Genomic DNA, 19,968 nt, shown 5'->3' with positions numbered 1-19,968 from the left:
GGCCGAGTCATGCTCGACTTCCTCGAACTGGAGGAGACGGTCGGCCGCGCCTGGCACAGGATGGTCGGCGGCACCGCGAGCTATCCGGCTCACGACGATCACGCCGTCGCACTGACCGAGGTGAGGGGGCGGCTGGCGGTGATGTTCCGGGCGCTCGGCGGTGAGACGGGGGTGCAGATTGCTAGCGCAGGTGCGCGAAAATCGGGGCACCGTCTCGGCTGGCGGCAGCGCATCGGCCTCGGAGACGAGCGGCTCGAGCAGCCGGGCCGCGACGCCGCGACCATCTTCTTTCCCGATCGCATCTCGATCTTTCCCGACCGCGCGTTGAACGCGGCGCTCTATCGCTGGCTTGCGGCGTGGTTCGCCGCCGCGCCGATCGACACGATCACGGAGGTCGATCCGCTGCGGCGGGATCTGCTGGTGTTGCGCCGGGCAAGCGAGACGGCGGTCTTTGTGCTCACGCAATTTCCCGGCCTTGCCGGCGATTACGCGACGCTCGCCGCAGCAACTGCCGCGGCCCGGCCTCGTCGTCCCCTCCCGCGCATCGAGCAGGAGGTCGAGCAGATCGTGCTGGCCCTGCTCGGAGCCGGCAAGGCGCCTGCCGGCAAGCTGTGGCCGGCGATGATGGGCACCGGCCCGCTGCCGGACAAGGCGCCGCCGGGCTATCGTTCGATCCTGCCGTGCCCGCTGTGGGGGGATTGCTGGACGCGCGAGCTCTCGCCCGCACATGCCGGCGACGACGAGTGCGCACCGGGCGCGGAAGCCGCCGCCGAGAACGATCGCAAACGCTTTGCCGTCCGCGAGCGCGAGGACAATGCCAACCGCCGCGATCCTTTCGTGCTCAACCGCTTCGAGAAGATCCTGGCGATGGCCGAGATGGTCAATGTCGACCGTCCCGCCGACGACAGCGAGGACGAGGATGCGCAGAAAGCCGCCGACGATCTCGAGGAGATCACGCTCAGCCGCCGCACCGGCAAGCCGGCGAGCCGGTTCAAGTTCGATCTCGACCTGCCGCCGGAGGCCCTCGATGCCTCGAAGCTGAATGCGGACCTCGCCTATCCCGAATGGGACTATCGCAGCGGCTCCTATCTGCCGGATCATTGCCGCGTGCTCGCAGGCGCGGCCTCCGAGCAAGGTGAGAGCTGGACGCCTGACGACGCCATGCGCCGGCACATCTGCCAGGTGCGCCGCCGCTTCGAGGTGCTGCGGCCGCGCCACGAATTGATGCGCGCCCAGGCCGACGGACACGACCTCGATCTCGACGCGCTGGTGCGGGCGCGGTGCGACCTGCGCGCCGGCAGCGGTGGCAGCGGTCTCGATCGCATCCATGTCGCCATGCGCCCGCAAGGGCACGATCTCGCCGTCACGCTGCTCGTCGATGTCTCGCTCTCCACGGATGCCTGGGTCGACGGCTACCGCGTGCTCGACGTCGAGAAGGAGGCGCTGCTGGTGCTTGCCCACGGGCTTTCGGCCTGCGGCGATCACCACAGCATCCTGACCTTCACCTCGCGCCGGCGCTCCTGGGTGCGGCTCGAGACGGTCAAGGCCTTCGGCGAGCCGATGAGCGCGACGGTGGAGCGTCGGATCGGCGCGTTGAAGCCGGGCTATTACACGCGGATCGGCACGGCGGTGCGCCACGCCGCGGCCGAGCTCGCCCGCCAGCCGCAGCGCAAGAAGCTGCTGATCGTCCTCACCGACGGCAAGCCGAACGATGTCGATCATTACGAAGGTCGCTTCGCGGTCGAGGACACCCGCAAGTCGGTGCAAGAGGCGCGCCGGCTCGGCATCGCCGCCTTCGGCGTCACGGTGGACGCGACCGCGCAATCCTACTTCCCGACCCTGTTCGGCCGCGGCGGCTACACCATCGTCGGCAACATCAAGCGGCTGCCCGCGGCGCTGCCGGCGATCTACCGGCAGGTCGCGCATTGACAAGGAACCGCCGACGCTTCGCTCCGGTCGAGCTATTGCTCACTTGCTGGGTATATGATCGAATGGCCGGATGGAGCAGGGCCGGCCGAGACCTGAACTGATCATCTTCGATTGCGACGGCGTGCTCGTCGACAGCGAGCTGCTGAGCTGCCGGTGCCTGTCCGAGGTGCTGGCCGAGTTCGACATCGCGCTCAGCCAGCAGCAGGCGCTCGAGCTCTTTCTCGGCCGCAGCACCAAGGCGATCGAGCAGCATTATCGTGGTCTCGGCCGGATCGTGCCGGAGAGTTTTCTGCCGCGCCTGAAGTCGCAAGTGCTGTCGACGTTCGCAGCTTGTCTTCAGCCGATCCCCGACATTGCCGGCGTGATATCCGACTTGTCCGTGCCGTTTTGCGTGGCCTCGTCCAGCGATTTCGATCGCGTCGCGCTCGCTCTCGACGTGACCGGCCTGCGGGCGCATTTCGGCGAGCGGATCTACACCGCGCAAATGGTCCGGCATGGCAAGCCGGCGCCGGACCTCTTTCTGCTCGCGGCGGAGAAGATGGGGGTGCAGCCTGCGCGCACGCTGGTGATCGAGGACAGCGTCAGCGGAGTTGCGGCGGGCAAGGCGGCCGGCATGACGGTCTGGGGATTTGTCGGCGGCAGCCATTACCGCGGCCGTGACGGGCAGGCTATATTGTCCGGCGCGGGGGCCGACCGGGTCTTCGCCCGCATGAGCGATTTCTGGGAGGCGTGAGGCCCGCATGGCCGCCGACAACGACAAGTCGCGACTCGACGATGCCGCGCGCGCCGGCTGGCTCTATTTCATCGCCGGTCACACCCAGGACGAGATCGCAAAAATGCTCCAGGTCTCGCGGGCCTCGGCGCAGCGGCTGGTCTCGCTGTGCCTTGCCGAGCGCCTCATCACCTTCCGGCTCGAACATCCCATCGCCGCCTGCATGGAGCTTGCGGCGCGCCTGAAGCAGCGGTTCGACCTCGTCCATTGCGAGGTGGTGCCGGCCGATCCTGCTGCTCCCCAGGCCACCGCAGGCATCGCGGAGCGCTGCGCCAATCTGCTCGACGCCACGCTGCGTTCGGAGACGCCCGTGATCGTGGCGCTCGGCACCGGCCGTGCCGTGCGCGCCGCGGTCGAGCGCGTCACGCCGATCGACCGGCCCAATCACCAGATCGTCTCGCTGGTCGGCAACATCTCCGCCGACGGTTCGGCGAGCTTTTACGACACCGTCGGCCGGCTCGCCGACCGCACGGGGGCGCGGCACTATCCGATGCCGTTGCCGTTCCTGATGTCGTCCGAGGACGAGCGCAACAAGATGGTTCGCATCGAACCGATCGCCAAGGTGAAGGCGGTCGCGGCCAAGGCGGATTTGCGCCTCGTCGGCATCGGCCAGATGGACCAGAAGGCGCAGGTCCACATCGACGGCTTCGTCACCCGCGACGAATTGTTCGAGATGATGCGGCTGGGCGCCATCGGCGAGATCACCGGCTGGGCCTATGATTCCAGGGGACGTCTGCTCAAGGCCGGCACCAACAAGCGCCTCACCAGCATTCCGCCGGAAGTGCCGGCGAAGGCCACGACGATCGGTGCCGCGGTGGGGGCGGCGAAGGTGACAGCGATCGCCGCGGCGTTGAACGGGGGGCTGATCAACGGCCTGATCACCGACGAGACCACCGCAAGGGCAATATTGGAGCGGTAGGGCGGGCGGTCTCGCCACTTGCTCCGCTGTCATCATCCGCGAAAGCGGATGATCCAGTACGCCGCGGCCCCGCTTGGGGCAAACCAACTGACGACACGGAGTGCTGGGTGCCCCGCTTTCGCGGAGCACGACAGTGTGGGTGAGGCAACACCTGCAAGGCCCGGCAACACCTGCCACCCCTCCCGCACCGCAGCACTCATAAGTTGCGCAAACACCCGTGCGCCTGCTTGACAAGGCTCCTTCCTTGAGTTGAACATACGCCCAACGCGTGGGTATATGCTCAAACGCGCTTGAGGGGAGGTCACCGTGAAACACATCCTGGGCGCCGTCTGCGGCGCATCTGCACTTTTGCTGGCCGTTCCCGCGATGGCCGAAACGACCCTGACGATCGCCACAGTCAACAACGGCGACATGATCCGCATGCAGGGGCTGACGAGTGAGTTCACCAAGAAGAACCCCGACATCACGGTGAAGTGGGTGACGCTGGAGGAGAATGTGCTGCGCCAGCGCGTCACCACCGACATCGCCACCAAGGGCGGTCAATTCGACGTGCTCACCATCGGCACCTATGAGGTGCCGATCTGGGCCAAGAAGGGCTGGCTGGTGCCGCTCGCCAATCTCGGGAGCGATTACGACGTCGCCGACCTCCTGCCCAAGATCAAGGACGCGGTCTCCGTCGACGGCAAGCTCTACGCCGCGCCGTTCTACGGCGAAAGCTCGATGGTGATGTATCGCACCGATCTGTTCGAGAAGGCCGGCCTGAAGATGCCGGAAAAGCCGACCTGGGATTTCGTGGTCGATGCCGCCAAGAAGATCACCGACAAGGGTGCCGGCACCTACGGCATTTGCCTCCGCGGCAAGGCCGGCTGGGGCGAGAACATGGCGTTCCTCTCGGCCATGGCCAATTCCTACGGTGCGCGCTGGTTCGACGAGAAGTGGCAGCCGCAGTTCAACACGCCGGAATGGAAGACGACGCTGACGACCTACGTCAATCTCATGAAGGAAGCCGGCCCGCCCGGCGCGAGCTCCAACGGCTTCAACGAGAATCTGGCGCTGTTCAACGCCGGCAAGTGCGCGATGTGGATCGACGCCACGGTCGCGGCATCCTTCGTCACCAACCCGAAGGAGTCCAAGGTCGCCGACAAGGTCGGTTTCGCGCTGGCGCCCAACACCGGCCTCGGCAAGAACGCCAACTGGCTGTGGGCCTGGAATCTCGCGATCCCCGCCGGCTCCAAGAAGACGGAGGCTGCCGAGAAGTTCATCTCCTGGGCAACCAGCAAGGACTACACCAAGCTCGTCGCCTCGAAGGATGGCTGGGCCAACGTGCCGCCGGGCACGCGCACCTCGCTCTACCAGAACCCCGACTATCTGAAGGTTGCCCCGTTCGCCAAGCTGACGCTGGCCTCGATCGACGCGGCCGATCCGAACAAGCCGACGGTGAAGCCGGTGCCTTACGTCGGGGTGCAATACGCCGCGATTCCCGAATTCCAGGGCATCGGCACCCAGGTCGGCCAGCAATTCTCGGCCGCGCTTGCCGGCTCGATGACGGTCGATGCCGCGCTGACCGCGGCGCAATCGGCAACCGAGCGCGAGATGAAGCGCGCCGGCTACATCAAGTGAACCCGAGCTCGACCTCCTGAGCTCAGACTTGCGGCCATCCGCCGATCCCCGGATGGATGGCCGCCTTCTTCCCGAGGTTTCATTTTGACGCATTTTCTTCTTCTTCCCGTGAACCGGTCTCCACTTCGCTTGAAAACGCTCTGAAGGAGAAGTCAGGGATGGCAACCCGGCAGACGCAGCTTCTTGCGCGCTCGCTCCTGACGCCTGCGGTCGGGCTGCTCTTCATCTGGATGATCGTTCCGCTCGCGCTGACGATCTACTTCTCGACCCTGCATTACAGCCTGCTCGATCCCGGCTCGGAGTCGTTCGTGGGCCTGGAGAACTTCCGCTACTTCCTCACCGATCCCGCGTTCCTGGCCTCGCTTCAGAACACGCTGGTGCTGGTTGGCTCCGTGCTCGCGCTGACGATCCTGCTCGGCATTCCGCTCGCGCTGTTGATGGATCAGCCGGTGATCGGGCGCAATTTCGTGCGGCTGATGGTGATCGCGCCGTTCTTCGTGATGCCGACGGTCAGCGCGCTGGTCTGGAAGAACCTGCTGATGCATCCGGTGTCCGGCCTGTTCGCCTGGCTCGCCCAGTTGTTTCACCTGACGCCGATCGACTGGTTCACCGACGCGCCGCTGCTCGCCGTGATCCTGATCGTGACCTGGCAATGGCTGCCGTTCGCGACGCTGATCCTGCTCACCGCGCTGCAATCGCTCGACGAAGAGCAGAAGGAGGCCGCCGAGATGGACGGCGCCAGCGCGGTATCGACCTTCATTTACATCACGCTGCCGCATCTGGCGCGCCCCATCACGGTGGTGATCCTGATCGAGACGATCTTCCTGCTGACTGTGTTTGCCGAGATCTTCGTCACCACCGGGGGAGGGCCGGGCCTGCAAACCACCAACATCGCCTTCCTGATCTATTCGCAGGCGCTGATCCAGTTCGACGTCGGCAGCGCCTCGGCGGGCGGCCTCGTCGCGGTCGCGATCGCCAACGTCGTCGCCTTCTTCCTCGTCCGCATCGTCGGCCGCAATCTGGAGGCTTGAAGCATGGCGCGGATGGCGACGACAGGGCGGGTGGTGGCCTCGACGATCGGAGCGTGGTTCTTCGGCTTCCTGATCTTCTTCCCGATCCTGTGGATGATGCTGACGAGCTTCAAGACCGAGCTCGAGGCGTTTGCGATACCACCGTCCTTCCTGTTCTTCCACTGGACCACGGAAAACTATGCCACCGTCCAGGAGCGCAGCGACTATTTTCACCACGCGATGAACTCGATCATCATCGCCGGCGGCTCGACGCTCATCGCTCTCTTGATTGCCATTCCCGCGGCCTGGTCGATGGCGTTCTCGCCGACCAAGCGTACCAAGGACATCCTGCTCTGGATGCTCTCGACCAAGATGATGCCGCCGGTCGGCGTCCTGGTGCCGATCTACCTGATCTACAAGTCCTTCGGTTTGCTCGATTCCCGCATCGGCCTCGTCATCATCCTGTGCCTCGGCAATCTGCCGATCGTGATCTGGATGCTCTTCACCTATTTCAAGGAGATCCCGCGCGACATTCTCGAAGCCGCGCGCATGGACGGCGCCACCATCGGCCGCGAGCTGGTCTACGTGCTGACGCCGATGGCGATCCCGGGGCTGGCGTCCACGATGCTGTTGAACCTGATCCTGGCCTGGAACGAGGCGTTCTGGACGCTCAATTTGTCGACCTCGAACGCGGCGCCGCTGACCACGTTCATCGCCTCCTATTCGAGCCCGGAAGGGCTGTTCTGGGCAAAGCTGTCGGCGGCCTCGACGATGGCGATCGCGCCCATTCTCGTCCTCGGTTGGTTCAGCCAGAAGCAGCTCGTGCGCGGGCTCACCTTCGGCGCGGTGAAGTAGAGGGGCTGCCGGATCATGGGTCGGATCACACTTCAAGGCGTGCAGAAATCGTTCGGCCCCGTGCACATCATCAAGGGCGCCGATTTGGACATCGCCGACGGCTCCTTCGTGGTCTTCGTCGGCCCGTCCGGCTGCGGCAAGACGACCTTGCTGCGTCTGATTGCCGGGCTCGAAGACGTCTCTGGCGGAAAGATCCTGATCGACGGCAAGAACGTCGTCGACACGCCGCCCGCCAAGCGCGGACTGTCGATGGTGTTTCAGTCCTACGCGCTCTATCCGCATATGAGCGTGCGCGGCAATATCGGCTTCGGCCTGAAGATGGCCGGCCTTGCCAAGGACGAGATCAACCGCAAGGTCGAGGCGGCCGCCGCCACGCTGAACCTCACGCCTTATCTCGACCGCAAGCCGCGCGAGCTCTCCGGCGGCCAGCGCCAGCGCGTCGCGATCGGCCGCGCCATCGTGCGCGAGCCCAAGGCGTTCCTGTTCGACGAGCCGCTGTCCAATCTCGATGCCGCGCTGCGCGTGCAGATGCGCATCGAGGTGACCAGGCTCCAGAAGCAGCTCGGCACCACCGCGATCTACGTCACCCACGACCAGGTCGAGGCCATGACCATGGCCGACAAGATCGTCGTCCTCAACGGCGGCAAGATCGAGCAATATGGCTCGCCGCTCGAGCTCTACGAGCGACCCGACAATCTCTTCGTCGCCGGCTTCATCGGTTCGCCCAAGATGAATCTGGTGACCGGGGATCCGGCCAAGCAACACGGTGCATCCACCATCGGCGTGCGGCCGGAGCACCTCAAGATCGAACGCGACGGCACCGGCGGCTGGCAGGGCACGATCGCGGTCGCCGAGCATCTCGGCAGCGACACGTTCCTATACGTCGATGCCGGTGCGCTCGGCATGCTGACGGCGCGCTATATCGGGGAATTGAGCCTGCATGCCGGCGACCGCGTCTCGCTGGTGCCGGACCCTGCGCGCATCCACCGCTTCGACGAGGCCGGCAACGCGCTTCGAGGCTGACAAGAAACGTCAAGACAACGGAAACACCACCATGTACCTGGAAAAATTCAAGCTGAACGGCAAGACCGCGTTCATCACCGGCGGCGGCCAAGGCATCGGCCTTGGCTGCGCGGAAGCGCTGGCTGAAGCCGGCGCCAGGGTCGTCATCGGCGACCGCGACGGCAAGGTCGCCGACAGCGCCAAGGCCAGCCTGAAGGCGAAGGGCTTCGACATCGAAACCGCGATCATGGACGTGACCGATACCAGGCGCGTGGCCGAGGTCGCGAACGACCTCGTCGCCCGCCACGGCAAGGTCGACATTCTCGTCAACAATGCCGGCATCGCCCGCAGCGAAACCCCGGCCGAGACCGTCACCGACGAGCACTGGCTCAACGTCATCGACGTCAATCTCAACGGCACCTTCTGGTGCTGCCGCGAATTCGGCAAGCACATGCTGAAGGCGAAAAGCGGCGCCATCGTCAATGTCGGCTCGATGTCCGGCTTCATCGTCAACAAGCCGCAGGAGCAGTGCTTCTACAACGCCTCCAAGGCTGCCGTGCATCACCTGACCAAATCGCTGGCCGCCGAATGGGGCGCGCGCGGCATCCGCGTCAATGCGGTGGCGCCGACATACATCGAGACGCCGCTCAACGCTTTCGTGAAGAGCAATGCCAAGATGTACGACGCCTGGATCGGTGGAACTCCGATGGCGCGGATGGGGCAGGTCGAGGAGATCGCCTCCGTCGTGCTGTTCCTCTCCTCGGAGGCCGCGAGCCTGATGACCGGCAGCATCGTGCTGGTGGATGGCGGCTACACTTGCTGGTAGGCTCACCGTCAAAACTGACGGAAAGCGACCGGGAGCGACAATGCCGCGAGCGTATATCGGCGTCGACGTGGGGACCACCAGCACGCGGGCAGGGGTGTTTGACGAGGCCGGAAACCTGCTTGCGACCGCGCGGCATCCGATCCGAATCTGGCACGAGGCCGGCGACATCGTCGAGCAGTCGTCTCAGGACATCTGGGAGGCCTGCACGACGTCGGTGCGAGCCGCGATGGCGCAAGCGAGCATAGCGCCCGACAGCATCGGCGGCATCGGCTTTGACGCCACGTGTTCGCTGGTTGTCCTCGACAGACAGGGCGAGCCGCTCACCGTCAGCGCGTCCGGCGAGGCGCAGCGCAATGTCATCGTTTGGATGGATCATCGTGCCATTGCCGAGGCGCGGCTGATCAACGAGACCGAGGATGCCGTGCTGCGCTACGTCGGCGGCTCGATCTCGCCGGAGATGGAGATGCCGAAGCTGCTATGGCTGAAGCGGCACCTTCGCGGCAGCTTCGACGCCGCCGGCCACTTCTTCGATCTGGCGGATTATCTGACCTGGCGCGCGACCGGCTCGCTGCAGCGCTCGACCTGCACCGTCACCTGCAAGTGGAATTATCTGGCCCATGACGGCGGCGGCTGGAGCGCGCAGTTCTTCAAGCGCATCGGCCTGTCGGACTTCGTGAACGAGGCATACGCCCGCATCGGCACCGAGATCGTCGCCCCCGGCACGCGGCTCGGCAGCGGTCTCACCGGCACGGCCGCGGCCGAGCTCGGCCTGTCGCCGGGCACGCCGGTCGGTGCCTCGCTGATCGACGCCCATGCCGGCGGCATCGGCGCGATCGGCGGCCGCGACGGCTCGGGCGGGGCCAGCGATGTCTGCGACCGGCTCGCCTACATCATGGGGACGTCGGCCTGCATCATGGCGACGACCAAGGAGCCGTGCTTCGTCCCCGGCGTGTGGGGGCCTTATTACTCCGGCATGGTCCCGGACTTCTGGCTCAACGAGGGCGGCCAGTCTGCCGCGGGCGCGGCGATCGACCATCTCCTCAAGTCGCATCCGGCCCATGCCGAGGCCAGCGCGCGGGCGCGCAACGAGGGGCTCGACCTCATCGACTTCCTCGAGCGCCGCATCATCGCGCGGGCCGGCGACGCCAGCCGCGCCGCGCTGCTCGCGCGCGACGTTCATGTCCTGCCTGAATTCATCGGCAACCGCTCGCCCCACGCTGATCCTGATACGCGCGCGGTGATCGCGGGCCTCGATCTCGACACCGACATCGCCGCGATGGAGCGGCTGTTCGTCGCCGGCCTGTGCGGGCTCGCCTATGGGCTCGCCGAGGTGATCGAAGCCTTTGCCGCGCATGGCGTGCGCTCCAGCATGATGATCATGGGCGGCGGCGCCAGCCGCAGCCCGCTGGTACGGCAGATCATGGCCGACACGACGGGGCTCGCCGTCGCGCTGCCGCAGACCAAGGAGCCGGTGCTGCTCGGTGCCGCGATGTTGGGTGCGGTGGCCGGCGGTGCCTATGCGTCGATCGGCGAGACCATGGCCAAGATGTCGGCGCTGGGACGGAAGAGCGAGCCGACCGCGCCTGACATGGCGGCGTTTCACACCCGCAAGCGCGAGGTCTATAAGCTGCTGCGCGAGCTCGATCGCGGCAGCCGCGCGGCGATGGGCGGCATCGCGAGAGGTTGAATGACATGCTGATTGCCTGCGGCGATGCGCTGATCGATTTCGTGCCGACGCGAACCGGCGAGGGACGCGAGGCGGTGATGCCGGCCGTCGGCGGTTCCTGCCTCAATGTCGCGATCGGCATGGCGCGGCTGGGCGCGCCGACCGGCTTTGTCGGCGGCATCTCGACCGATTTGTTCGGGCGGATGATCGCAGATCATGCCGCGGCCTCTCACGTCGAACTCAATCTCGCGACCCGCAGCGATCGTCAGACCACGCTCGCTTTCGTCCGCATCGTCGCGGGCGAGTCGCACTATGCCTTCTACGATGCCGAGACCGCGACGCGGAACTGGACCTATCGGCGCGGGTCCATTCCCTTCGACACGGTTGAGGCCGTCCACATCGGCTCGACCACCCTGGTCAACGACCGGGGCGCGGCCGAGACCAGGGCCTTGATCGCGGACGCACGGCCGACTTCGACGATCTCCTTCGATCCAAATTGCCGGCCCAATCTGGTCAAGGACAAGCCGGCCTATCTCGCGCGCATGGCCGAGTTCGCGAACCAGGCCGATCTCATCAAGATGTCCGACGTCGACTTCGGCTATCTCTTCGGCGACGAGCCGTATCAGCAGCGCGCGCGCGTGCTGCTCGGGCAGGGCACCAGCCTCGTCGTCATCACCCGCGGCAATCATGGCGCGATCGCGTGGCACGCGGGGGCGGGGCAGATCGAGGTCGCAGCGCCCGAGGTCGAGGTCGCCGACACGATCGGCGCGGGCGACAGCTTTCAGGCGGCGCTACTGTTTGCCCTGTACAAGCAGGGCCGCATTGCCCGGGAAGCCTTGAAGGACATCAGTGCCGACGAGCTCCGCCGCGCGCTGTCCTTTGCCGCCAGTTGCGCCGGCCTCACCTGCACGCGCCCGGGCGCCGATCCGCCCTGGAGCCATGAGATGAGTGGGAACTGGTAGCGCGCCTCATATCCGCGCGACAACCTTCTCGGCGCATTTGAGAAATCTGGAGATCAGCGGGCTCTGGGAATCTCTTCGCCAGCACACCGCGATGTCGATGGAATCGGCTGCATCGCGCAGCGGCCTGAACACGATGCCGCGTGGCGCGCCGAGCTTGGCGCAGGCCGGCACGATCGCAAAGCCTTCGCCGGCGAGAACCAGGCTCATCGCCGAATGCACTGTCTCCACGCGGCTCGCAATCGGCATCACGATCTGATGTCGACGCAGCATGGCTGCGACTGCGGAGGAGGCCGGATCCTGCTCCGGCGGCGGCAACGCGATCAGCGGGCGGCCCTGCAACCGCTCCATCGGCACCGCGCCGAGCCGTGCGAGCGGAGAGTGGATCGGCATTGCCAGCATGAAGGGCTGTGCGCCGATCCGAGCCACCTGGATCTCGGGATGGTTGATGGCCGGCATGCACAGCGCGACCGTGACGCTGCGATCGAGCAGCCGGGCCTCGCGTGTCGATGCGCTGAGCTCGGCGAATTCGAGGTCGACGCCGGGAACCGAGCGCCGTAGCTCGGGGATGAGCCGCGGCAGCATCGCATTCGCCAGCACGAACATGTAGCCGACCGAGAGCCGCCCGCGCTTGCCGGCGGCGACCGCGCGCGCGGCTTCGGCGCCGTCGACGGCTAGCGCCAGCGCCTCGCTCGCGCGGGCCAGCAGCGCCTGGCCGGCCTCGGTCAGGTCCATGCCACGGGTGCCGCGGCGGAACAGCGGCGCCCCGATCTCGGCCTCGAGCTTGCGGATCTGGACGGACAGCGGAGGCTGCGCCATCCGCAGCCGCTCGGCGGCCTTGCCGATGCTGCGCGCCTCGGCGACGGCGACGAAATAGCGGAGCCGGCGAAGATCCATTGGCATACCGAAAACGTATGGGTTGGCGATCAAAATCGTATTGGACGGCGAGTTAACAAAACTGTCATTCTCGCTGTCAATGTCCTCGGGCCAACGGCGGCCCGCTCCGGAGCGTGACGTGGCGATGAACGGCGACCCCTGTCTCTTGTCCGCAACCGAACTGCGTGGCCTCGTCGCCGCAAAGCGGATTTCGCCGGTCGAGATCGTCCGTGCCGTGCTTGCGCGCGCCGAGGCGCTCCAACCCGAGTTGAACTGTTTCATCACGCTCTGTGGCGACGAGGCGATGGCGCAGGCGCGCGCGGCCGAGCGCAAGCTGATGGCCGGTGAGCCGCTCGGCCTGCTGCACGGCATCCCGGTCACCGTCAAGGACATCGTCAACACCAGGGGCGTCAAGACCACCTTCGGCGCCGTTCCCTACAAGGACAACGTGCCGACCGAGGACGCCGTCGCGGTGGCGCGGCTGCGCAGCGAAGGCGCCATCCTGATCGGCAAGACCACGACGCCGGAATTCGGCAGTAAATGCCTGACGGATTCGCCCTTGTTCGGCCGCACCCGCAACGCCTGGGACGCCTGCCGCTCCTCCGGCGGCTCCAGCGGCGGCGCGGCGGTTGCGGTCGCCAGCGGCATCGCGCCGCTTGCGATTGCGACCGACGGCGGTGGCTCGACGCGGATTCCCGCCGCCTGCAATGGCGTGGTGGGTTTGAAGCAGAGCAACGGAATCATCCCGCACAGCCAGGCGCTGGACGTATTCGGTAACCAGACCTATGTCACGCCGACCACGCGCACCGTCGCCGACACCGCGCTGATGATGCAGGCCATGGCGGGCGAGGACGCCTGTGATCCCTGGTCGATCGGCGTGCCCGTGCCGGATTTCATCGGCACCGCCGCCCCGCGCGGCGACCTGCGCGGGCAGCGGATCCTGTACTGCCTGACGCCCCCGGGCCGTCCGGTGTCCGCGGAGGTCGCCGCCAATTTCAAGGCGAGCCTCGACCGGCTGGCCGGGTTAGGGGCCGAGCTCGAGGAATTCTCGGGCGACGGTTTCGACATCGAGCCGATTTGGCGCGCCATCAACCACACGGTCTGGCGCACGCGCTTTGCCAAGCTCGCCGCCGAGCACAAGGACGAGCTGAGCGAGGCTTTCCTCAAGCAGCTTGCACTTGCGACCGAGGTCAGCGGCGTCGACTATCAGGAAGCGATGTTCGCGCGCACCGCGCTGTTCCGCCGCGTGCAATCGCTGCTTGCGCGCGGGCACCTGCTGGCGATGCCGACCCTCACGCGGACCGCGCTGCCGATCGGCCAGGACCTGTTCGGCACCATCGAGATCGATGGACGGCATTTCGACAGCGTCCGGCCGCACTGGTTCCCCTGGACCATGCCGTTCAACATGACCGGCCATCCCGCCATCAGCGTCCCTTGCGGCTTCGGCCGCGACGGCCTGCCGATCGGCCTGCAGCTCGTCGGCCGCTTCCGCGGTGATGCGGAGCTGCTGCGCGTCAGCGCGCTGTTCGAGGCGTCGAGCGACCTTCTGTCCCGCTGGCCGGCTTGAGGGGACGGGCATGAAGCACAGGGCTCGTGCGCAAGGGACTTGCCTCCGGCGTCCGGACATGTTGATCGTGCCGCAGCTGAGCCCTGAAGCCGAGCGCGCATGAGCGTATTTGTCCTCCGACGTCTGGTGACCCTGCTGGCGACGCTGGTCGGCGCCTCGCTGATCATCTTCCTGGTGCTCGACGCGCTTCCCGGCAATGCCGCGCAGATGTTGATGGGCGCCGATGCCTCGCCGGACGCGGTGCGCGCGCTCGCCATCAAGCTCGGGCTCGACCAGCCCCTGGCGGTTCGCTATCTGCAGTGGATCAAGGGACTTCTCTCCGGCGATCTCGGCAATTCCTATGTCTACGGCACCCCGGTCGCCAGCCTGATCGGGGAGCGGCTGCTGCTGACCGTTCCGCTCGCGATCATGGCCATGGCGATCACGGTGACGCTGGCGCTGTCCGCCGGCATCTACACCGCCGCCAACCACAACAAGCTCGGCGACGTCGGCGTGATGTCGCTGACGCAGATCGGCATCGCGCTGCCCAATTTCTGGTTTGCGATCCTGCTGGTGCTCTTGTTCTCCGTGCGGCTGCAATGGCTCTCGGCGGGCGGCTTTGCCGGCTGGGAGGACGGCATCTGGCTCGGCTTCAAGTCGCTGCTGCTGCCGGCGATCTCGCTCGCGGTGGTGCAGGCCGCGATCCTCGCGCGCGTCACGCGCTCCGCCGTGCTGGAAGTGCTGCGCGAGGATTTCGTCCGCACCGCACGTGCCAAAGGGCTCGGCAGGCGCGAGGTGCTGTGGAGTCACGTGCTGCGCAACGCCATGATCCCGGTGATGACGGTGATGGGGCTGCAATTCGCCAATCTGCTGGCCGGCACCATCGTGATCGAGAACGTGTTCTACCTGCCGGGGCTCGGCCGCCTGATCTTCCAGTCGATCGCCAACCGCGACCTGATCGTGGTGCGCAATTGCGTGATGCTGCTCGCGACCATGGTCGTCATCGTCAATTTCGTGGTCGACGTGCTCTACGCCTTCATCGATCCCCGCATCAAGGTCCACGACCTGTGAGCGCGCCCATGACCATCGACGCGCCGCTTGCGACGCGGCCGCTGCCGGCCCGGACCTTCTGGCGCCGCGCACTGCGCCACCGCAGCTTCGTCCTCGGCGGCGCGTTGAGCCTTCTCGTGTTGGCTTCGGCACTCCTGTCGCTGGTGTGGACGCCGTGGTCGCCTTACGAGATCGACATCGCCTCGAAGCTGCGGCCGCCGTCGGCGGCGCATTGGCTCGGCACCGATTCCTTCGGCCGCGACATCGTCTCGCTGCTGCTCGCCGGCGCCCGCTCCACCATCATGGTTGGAATCATCGCCGTCAGCATCGGTCTCACCTTCGGCGTCACGCTCGGTCTGATCGCCTCGGCGCGGCGCGGCTGGACCGAAGAGATCATCATGCGCTTCTCCGACTTCACCTTCGCGTTTCCGGCGGTGCTGTCCGCGATCATGCTCGCCGCGGTGGCGGGGCCGGGCATGGTCACCTCGATCATCGCGATCGGCATCTTCCAGATCCCGACGTTGACGCGGCTGACGCGGGGCTCGGCCAACGCGATCTGGGCGCGCGAATTCGTGCTGGCCGCGCGCGCCGCGGGCAAGGGGCGCTTCCGCATCACCATCGAGCACGTGTTGCCGAACATCCTGTCGATCCTGATCGTGCAGGTCACCATCCAGTTCGCGCTCGCCATTCTCGCCGAAGCGGCGCTGTCCTATCTCGGCCTCGGCACGCAGCCGCCGCAGCCGTCCTGGGGGCGGATGCTGAACGATGCGCAGAGCCTGCTGTTCCAGTCGCCGATGCTCGCGGTCTATCCGGGCGCGGCGATCGCGGTCGCGGTGCTGGGCCTCAATCTACTCGGCGACGGATTGCGCGACCTGCTCGATCCCAGACTGGCGCGGGAGCGATGACGATGGCCGAGCGCTCCGACATGCCGCTGATCGAAGTTGAAAACCTCGGCGTCCGCCTCAACACCAGCCGCGGGCCGGCGCAGGCCGTACGCGGCCTCAGCTTCTCGCTGAAGCGTGGCGAGACGCTCGGGCTCGTCGGCGAGTCCGGTTGCGGCAAGTCGGTCACCGCGATGTCCCTGATGGGATTGCTGCCTGATAGCGCTGTGGTCTCCGGCAGTATCAAGCTCGACGGCCACGAGCTCGCCGGGCTGCCGGATGCGGAGTATTGCCGCCTGCGCGGCAACCGCATCAGCATGATCTTTCAGGAGCCGATGACCGCGCTCAACCCGATGCACACGATCGGCGATCAGGTTGCCGAGCCGCTGCGGCGGCACAAGACATACTCGGCGGCGCAGGCACGCAGGGAGACGATCGCCTTGCTCGACCGCGTCGGACTGCCCGATCCCGCACGGCGTGTCGATGCCTATCCGCACCAGTTCTCCGGCGGCCAGCGCCAGCGCATCACCATCGCGATGGCGCTCGCCTGCGAGCCGGACCTCCTGATCGCGGACGAGCCGACCACCGCGCTCGACGTCACCATCCAGGGCCAGATCCTCGACCTCATTGCCGATCTCGTCGAGGAGCGCGGCATGTCGATGATCCTGATCTCGCACGATCTCGGCGTCATTGCCGAGAACGTGCAGCGCATGATGGTGATGTATGGCGGCGCCGTCGTCGAGAGCGGACCGACCGACGAGGTCTTCCGCCGCATGGGCCATCCCTACACGCAGGGCCTGTTCCGCGCGCGGCCGAAGCTCGGCGCGCGCAAGGGGACGCGGCTGCAGACGATATCGGGCACGGTGCCGGAGCTGGCTGATCTGCCGGCGGGGTGCACCTTCTCCGACCGCTGTCCCCTGGTGATCGATGCTTGCCGCGCCGCGCTGCCGCCGATGGTGGAGGTCGGACCGCGCCATGGCGTGCGCTGCATCAGGACTGATGTGTCGATGGCAGAACGCGTTGGAGCGCTGACCGCATGACCGCCGCGCCGCTTCTCGACGTGAAGGATCTCGAACAGCGCTATGCGCTGCCGCGGGAAAGCCTGTTTCGTCCGCCGGGGCAGGTGCGCGCGCTCAATGGGGTGAGCGTGCAGGTTGCCGCGGGCAAGAGCCTCGGCGTGGTCGGCGAATCCGGCTCGGGCAAGTCGACCTTCGCGCGGCTGGTGATGGCGCTGGAGCGGCCGACGTCGGGACAGGTCGCGCTGCTCGGCCGTGATCTCAACCGCATCCCCGCGGATGAATTGCGCCGCGCCCGCCGCGATTTCCAGATGGTGTTTCAGGATCCTTACGGCTCGCTCGATCCGCGCCAGACCATCGCGCGCATCGTGGCCGAGCCGCTGACCGTGCTGGAGGGGGTCGACCGCTCGACGTTTCGCGACCGCGTCGCGGCGGCACTGCGCCAGGTCGGCTTGCGCGATGCGGACATGGAGAAATATCCGCACGAGTTCTCCGGCGGCCAGCGCCAGCGCATCGCCATCGCGCGCGCGCTGATCACCCAGCCCAAGCTGATCGTCGCCGACGAGCCGGTCTCCGCGCTCGACGTCTCCGTGCAGGCCCAGGTGCTGAACTTGATGCAGGATCTCCAGGAGCAGTTCGGCCTCAGCTACATCCTGATCAGCCATGACCTCGCCGTCGTCGACTATCTCTGCGACGAGGTCGCGGTGATGTATCTCGGCCGCATCGTCGAGCAGGGGCGGCCCGAAGACCTGTTCGAGCATTGCGCCCATCCCTATACGCGGGCGCTGCTGGAGGCCGTGCCGCGGGCGCGTGCCGGCGGCGGTCGGCGGCGGCGCGGCGGTCAGGCGATCGCCTCGCAATCGGCGGCGACGGCCGGATGCCCCTATGTCGCGCGCTGTCCGCTCGCCGAGCAGCATTGCCGCGAGGCCCTGCCTGCGTTACGCAAGGTCGGCGAGGGACACCTTGCCGCCTGCCACAGGGCGGAGGCCGTGATGGCGTTGCCGCAGGTCGCCATGGAAGGTTAGTGTCCGGCGCCGGATTGGCGTAGGCTGAAGAACGGAACAGGCCGGGGAGTTACGCATGTTGAGGAAATTGTCGATTGTTGTCGTTGCGGCCGCGCTCGTCGCGGCGCCGTTGCCCGTGCTGGCGCAGAGCAAGAAGGACAGCGTCGTCATGGGGATGACGCTGGAGCCGCCGGGGCTCGATCCCACCAATGCCGCCGCCGCCGCGATCGCCGAGGTCACGCTCTACAACATCTACGAGACGCTGACCAAGATCAACGAGGACGGCTCGGTCTCGCCGCTGCTGGCCGAGAGCTGGACCGCTTCGCCCGATCTGAAGACCTACACCTTCAAGCTGCGCAAGGGCGTCAAATTCCACAACGGCGAGCCGTTCGATTCCGCGGCGGTGAAGTTCTCGTTCGAGCGCAACGCGGCGGCGACCAGCACCAACAAGGACAGGAGCCTGTTCCAGGCGTTCGAGAAAGTCGAGACGCCCGACGCCGACACCGTCGTGATCGCGTTGAAATATTCCGAGCCGAACCTGCCGTTCCTGCTGGGACAGGCGAGCGGCTCGATCGTCGAGCCCAAGAGCGCGGCGACTAACGTCACCCAGCCGGTCGGGACCGGACCCTATCAGCTGGGCGCCTGGGCCAAGGGCTCCTCGATCACGCTCAACAAATGGGCCGACTATCGCAACGCCTCGGCGATCAAGCTCTCGAAGGTGACGATCCGCTTCATCTCCGATCCGGCCGCCCAGGCCGCGGCGCTGCTCTCGAACGATGTCGACGCATTTCCGCGCATCGCAACCCGCGTCGTTGCTCAGTTCAAGAGCGATCCGCGCTTCACGGTGCTGATCGGCGGATCCAGGGCCAAGACCATCGTCGCGATCAATCATCGGAAGAAGCCGCTCGACGACGTCCGCGTTCGCCGCGCCATTCTCGCTGCGATCGACCGCAAGGCATTGATCGACGGTGCCGTCGAGGGGTTCGGCACGCCGATCGGCAGCTTCTACACGCCGGGATCGCTCGGCTATGTCGACACCACCGGCGTCAATCCCTACGACCCCGAGAAGGCCAAGAAGCTGCTCAGTGAGGCCGGCGTCACCGCGCCGCTCGAGCTGTCGCTGAAGCTGCCGCCGCCGCCTTATGCGCGGCAGGGCGGCGAGATCGTCGCGGCCCAGCTCGCCAAGGTAGGCATCGTCGCAAAGATCGAGAACGTCGAGTGGGCGCAGTGGCTGTCGCAGGTGTTCGCCGGCAATGGTCCGCACAATTTCGACCTCACCATCGTCAGCCATGTCGAGCCGTTCGACCTCGTCAAGATCACCGAGCCGGACTACTATCTCGGCTACAACAACGAGAAGTTCAACGCGCTCTACAAGCAGATTGTGTCGACGCCGGAGGAAGCCGCCCGCGCCAAGCTGCTCGGCGACGCCCAGCGCATGCTGGCCACCGACGCCGTGTCCGCCTACCTGTTCCAGCCGCAATGGCCGACCGTCATCAACAAGAAGCTCAAGGGCGTCTGGAAGGAAGTCCCGCAGTTCGAGAACGATTTTTCGGCGTGGGCCTGGGAGTAAGAGCAGCACTCGATCCAGTCGAGCCTCTCGCTTCAATTTTGGCCTCTCCCGTCGGGAGAGGCCAATCGTTTGGCAGGTCCAAGACAAAAACTGAAGAACAACCCCATGCACAGTAGCCGGGCGTAGTCATTTCAATGGCTTGCGCGTTGCGCGTTCAACGGTCGAGGCGATGCGCCGGGATGTTGATGCGTCGGGCAAAACACCGGCAATCGACCATCATCGCGTTCGCGTGGCTGGGGACGCCGTGAGGCGGCACGCCGTGAGCGGAGCGACCGATTGATCGACGTGCAATCCACCGCTTCACGCTTCGCCGCCGATCGAAGAGGCCGACCTTGGAAGGTTGTCGGCTGGTCGCGCCGGCCGTCGCCACGCAGTGGGAACGTAACGCAGTTCCCTGCGCGCAATCAAACTCTCTCCCGAATTCCTGCAAATCTCTGCCATGTGCCAAAGGTAGACTTGCTCCCGGT

17 protein-coding genes are annotated in these 19,968 nt (G+C 66.4%); 16 read left to right on the top strand and 1 reads right to left on the bottom strand.

Annotation, left to right across the window (positions count from 1 at the left end):
- Window positions 1–9 precede the first annotated feature (9 nt).
- The 10 genes from D6B98_RS05955 to D6B98_RS05910 all read left to right on the top strand — a co-directional run bounded on the left by D6B98_RS05955 (window position 10) and on the right by D6B98_RS05910 (window position 11,561).
- Window positions 10–1,929, top strand: a complete 1,920-nt coding sequence (locus D6B98_RS05955) for a nitric oxide reductase activation protein NorD (RefSeq protein WP_126256015.1) — start codon at window positions 10–12, stop codon at window positions 1,927–1,929.
- 70 nt (window positions 1,930–1,999) lie between these two features.
- On the top strand, window positions 2,000–2,662 hold the full coding sequence (locus D6B98_RS05950) for an HAD family hydrolase (protein WP_126256014.1): 663 nt from the start codon (window positions 2,000–2,002) through the stop codon (window positions 2,660–2,662).
- A 7-nt stretch (window positions 2,663–2,669) separates the two neighbouring features.
- Window positions 2,670–3,620: a sugar-binding transcriptional regulator gene (locus tag D6B98_RS05945; RefSeq protein WP_126256013.1), complete on the top strand. Its 951-nt coding sequence runs from the start codon at window positions 2,670–2,672 to the stop codon at window positions 3,618–3,620.
- A gap of 306 nt (window positions 3,621–3,926) precedes the next feature.
- Entirely contained in the window at window positions 3,927–5,240 is a 1,314-nt protein-coding gene (locus D6B98_RS05940) for an ABC transporter substrate-binding protein (RefSeq protein WP_126256012.1), read from the top strand.
- A gap of 158 nt (window positions 5,241–5,398) precedes the next feature.
- Window positions 5,399–6,271: a carbohydrate ABC transporter permease gene (locus D6B98_RS05935; protein WP_126256011.1), complete on the top strand. Its 873-nt coding sequence runs from the start codon at window positions 5,399–5,401 to the stop codon at window positions 6,269–6,271.
- A gap of 3 nt (window positions 6,272–6,274) precedes the next feature.
- The gene (locus D6B98_RS05930; RefSeq protein WP_126256010.1) at window positions 6,275–7,105 is read left to right on the top strand and encodes a carbohydrate ABC transporter permease; all 831 of its coding nucleotides are present in this window, start codon (window positions 6,275–6,277) and stop codon (window positions 7,103–7,105) included.
- 15 nt (window positions 7,106–7,120) lie between these two features.
- On the top strand, window positions 7,121–8,128 hold the full coding sequence (locus D6B98_RS05925) for an ABC transporter ATP-binding protein (protein ID WP_126256009.1): 1,008 nt from the start codon (window positions 7,121–7,123) through the stop codon (window positions 8,126–8,128).
- A gap of 31 nt (window positions 8,129–8,159) precedes the next feature.
- Window positions 8,160–8,933 carry an SDR family NAD(P)-dependent oxidoreductase gene (locus D6B98_RS05920; RefSeq protein WP_126256008.1) on the top strand — a complete coding sequence of 258 codons (774 nt, stop codon included), beginning with the start codon at window positions 8,160–8,162 and terminating at the stop codon, window positions 8,931–8,933.
- A 40-nt stretch (window positions 8,934–8,973) separates the two neighbouring features.
- Window positions 8,974–10,620, top strand: coding sequence for an FGGY-family carbohydrate kinase (locus D6B98_RS05915; protein WP_126256007.1), 1,647 nt, complete (start codon window positions 8,974–8,976; stop codon window positions 10,618–10,620).
- A gap of 5 nt (window positions 10,621–10,625) precedes the next feature.
- On the top strand, window positions 10,626–11,561 hold the full coding sequence (locus tag D6B98_RS05910; RefSeq protein WP_126256006.1) for a carbohydrate kinase family protein: 936 nt from the start codon (window positions 10,626–10,628) through the stop codon (window positions 11,559–11,561).
- 6 nt (window positions 11,562–11,567) lie between these two features.
- Here D6B98_RS05910 and D6B98_RS05905 read toward each other — a convergent pair whose 3' ends face one another.
- On the bottom strand, window positions 11,568–12,455 hold the full coding sequence (locus D6B98_RS05905; protein ID WP_126256005.1) for a LysR family transcriptional regulator: 888 nt from the start codon (window positions 12,453–12,455) through the stop codon (window positions 11,568–11,570).
- A 124-nt stretch (window positions 12,456–12,579) separates the two neighbouring features.
- Between D6B98_RS05905 and D6B98_RS05900 the strand changes: the two genes are divergently transcribed.
- From D6B98_RS05900 to D6B98_RS05875, 6 genes are all read left to right on the top strand, one after another.
- Window positions 12,580–14,001 (top strand): amidase, encoded by a 1,422-nt coding sequence (locus D6B98_RS05900; protein WP_164718486.1) that lies wholly within the window; start codon window positions 12,580–12,582, stop codon window positions 13,999–14,001.
- Window positions 14,002–14,100: 99 nt separating this feature from the next.
- On the top strand, window positions 14,101–15,051 hold the full coding sequence (locus tag D6B98_RS05895; RefSeq protein WP_126256003.1) for an ABC transporter permease: 951 nt from the start codon (window positions 14,101–14,103) through the stop codon (window positions 15,049–15,051).
- Window positions 15,048–15,935 (top strand): ABC transporter permease, encoded by an 888-nt coding sequence (locus D6B98_RS05890; protein WP_126256002.1) that lies wholly within the window; start codon window positions 15,048–15,050, stop codon window positions 15,933–15,935. Before D6B98_RS05895 ends, D6B98_RS05890 begins: the two co-directional genes overlap by 4 nt.
- A 2-nt stretch (window positions 15,936–15,937) precedes the next feature.
- Window positions 15,938–16,951 (top strand): ABC transporter ATP-binding protein, encoded by a 1,014-nt coding sequence (locus tag D6B98_RS05885; protein ID WP_164718428.1) that lies wholly within the window; start codon window positions 15,938–15,940, stop codon window positions 16,949–16,951.
- The gene (locus D6B98_RS05880) at window positions 16,948–17,952 is read left to right on the top strand and encodes an ABC transporter ATP-binding protein (RefSeq protein WP_126256000.1); all 1,005 of its coding nucleotides are present in this window, start codon (window positions 16,948–16,950) and stop codon (window positions 17,950–17,952) included. Before D6B98_RS05885 ends, D6B98_RS05880 begins: the two co-directional genes overlap by 4 nt.
- Before the next feature lie 55 nt (window positions 17,953–18,007).
- Window positions 18,008–19,501, top strand: a complete 1,494-nt coding sequence (locus D6B98_RS05875; RefSeq protein WP_126255999.1) for an ABC transporter substrate-binding protein — start codon at window positions 18,008–18,010, stop codon at window positions 19,499–19,501.
- Window positions 19,502–19,968 lie beyond the last annotated feature (467 nt).

The organism is Bradyrhizobium sp. LVM 105 (assembly GCF_003957705.1).
GTDB classification, from domain to species: domain Bacteria; phylum Pseudomonadota; class Alphaproteobacteria; order Rhizobiales; family Xanthobacteraceae; genus Bradyrhizobium; species Bradyrhizobium frederickii.
Note: the sequence above shows the minus strand (reverse complement) of the source record. Positions and strands in the feature narration are given on the sequence as shown.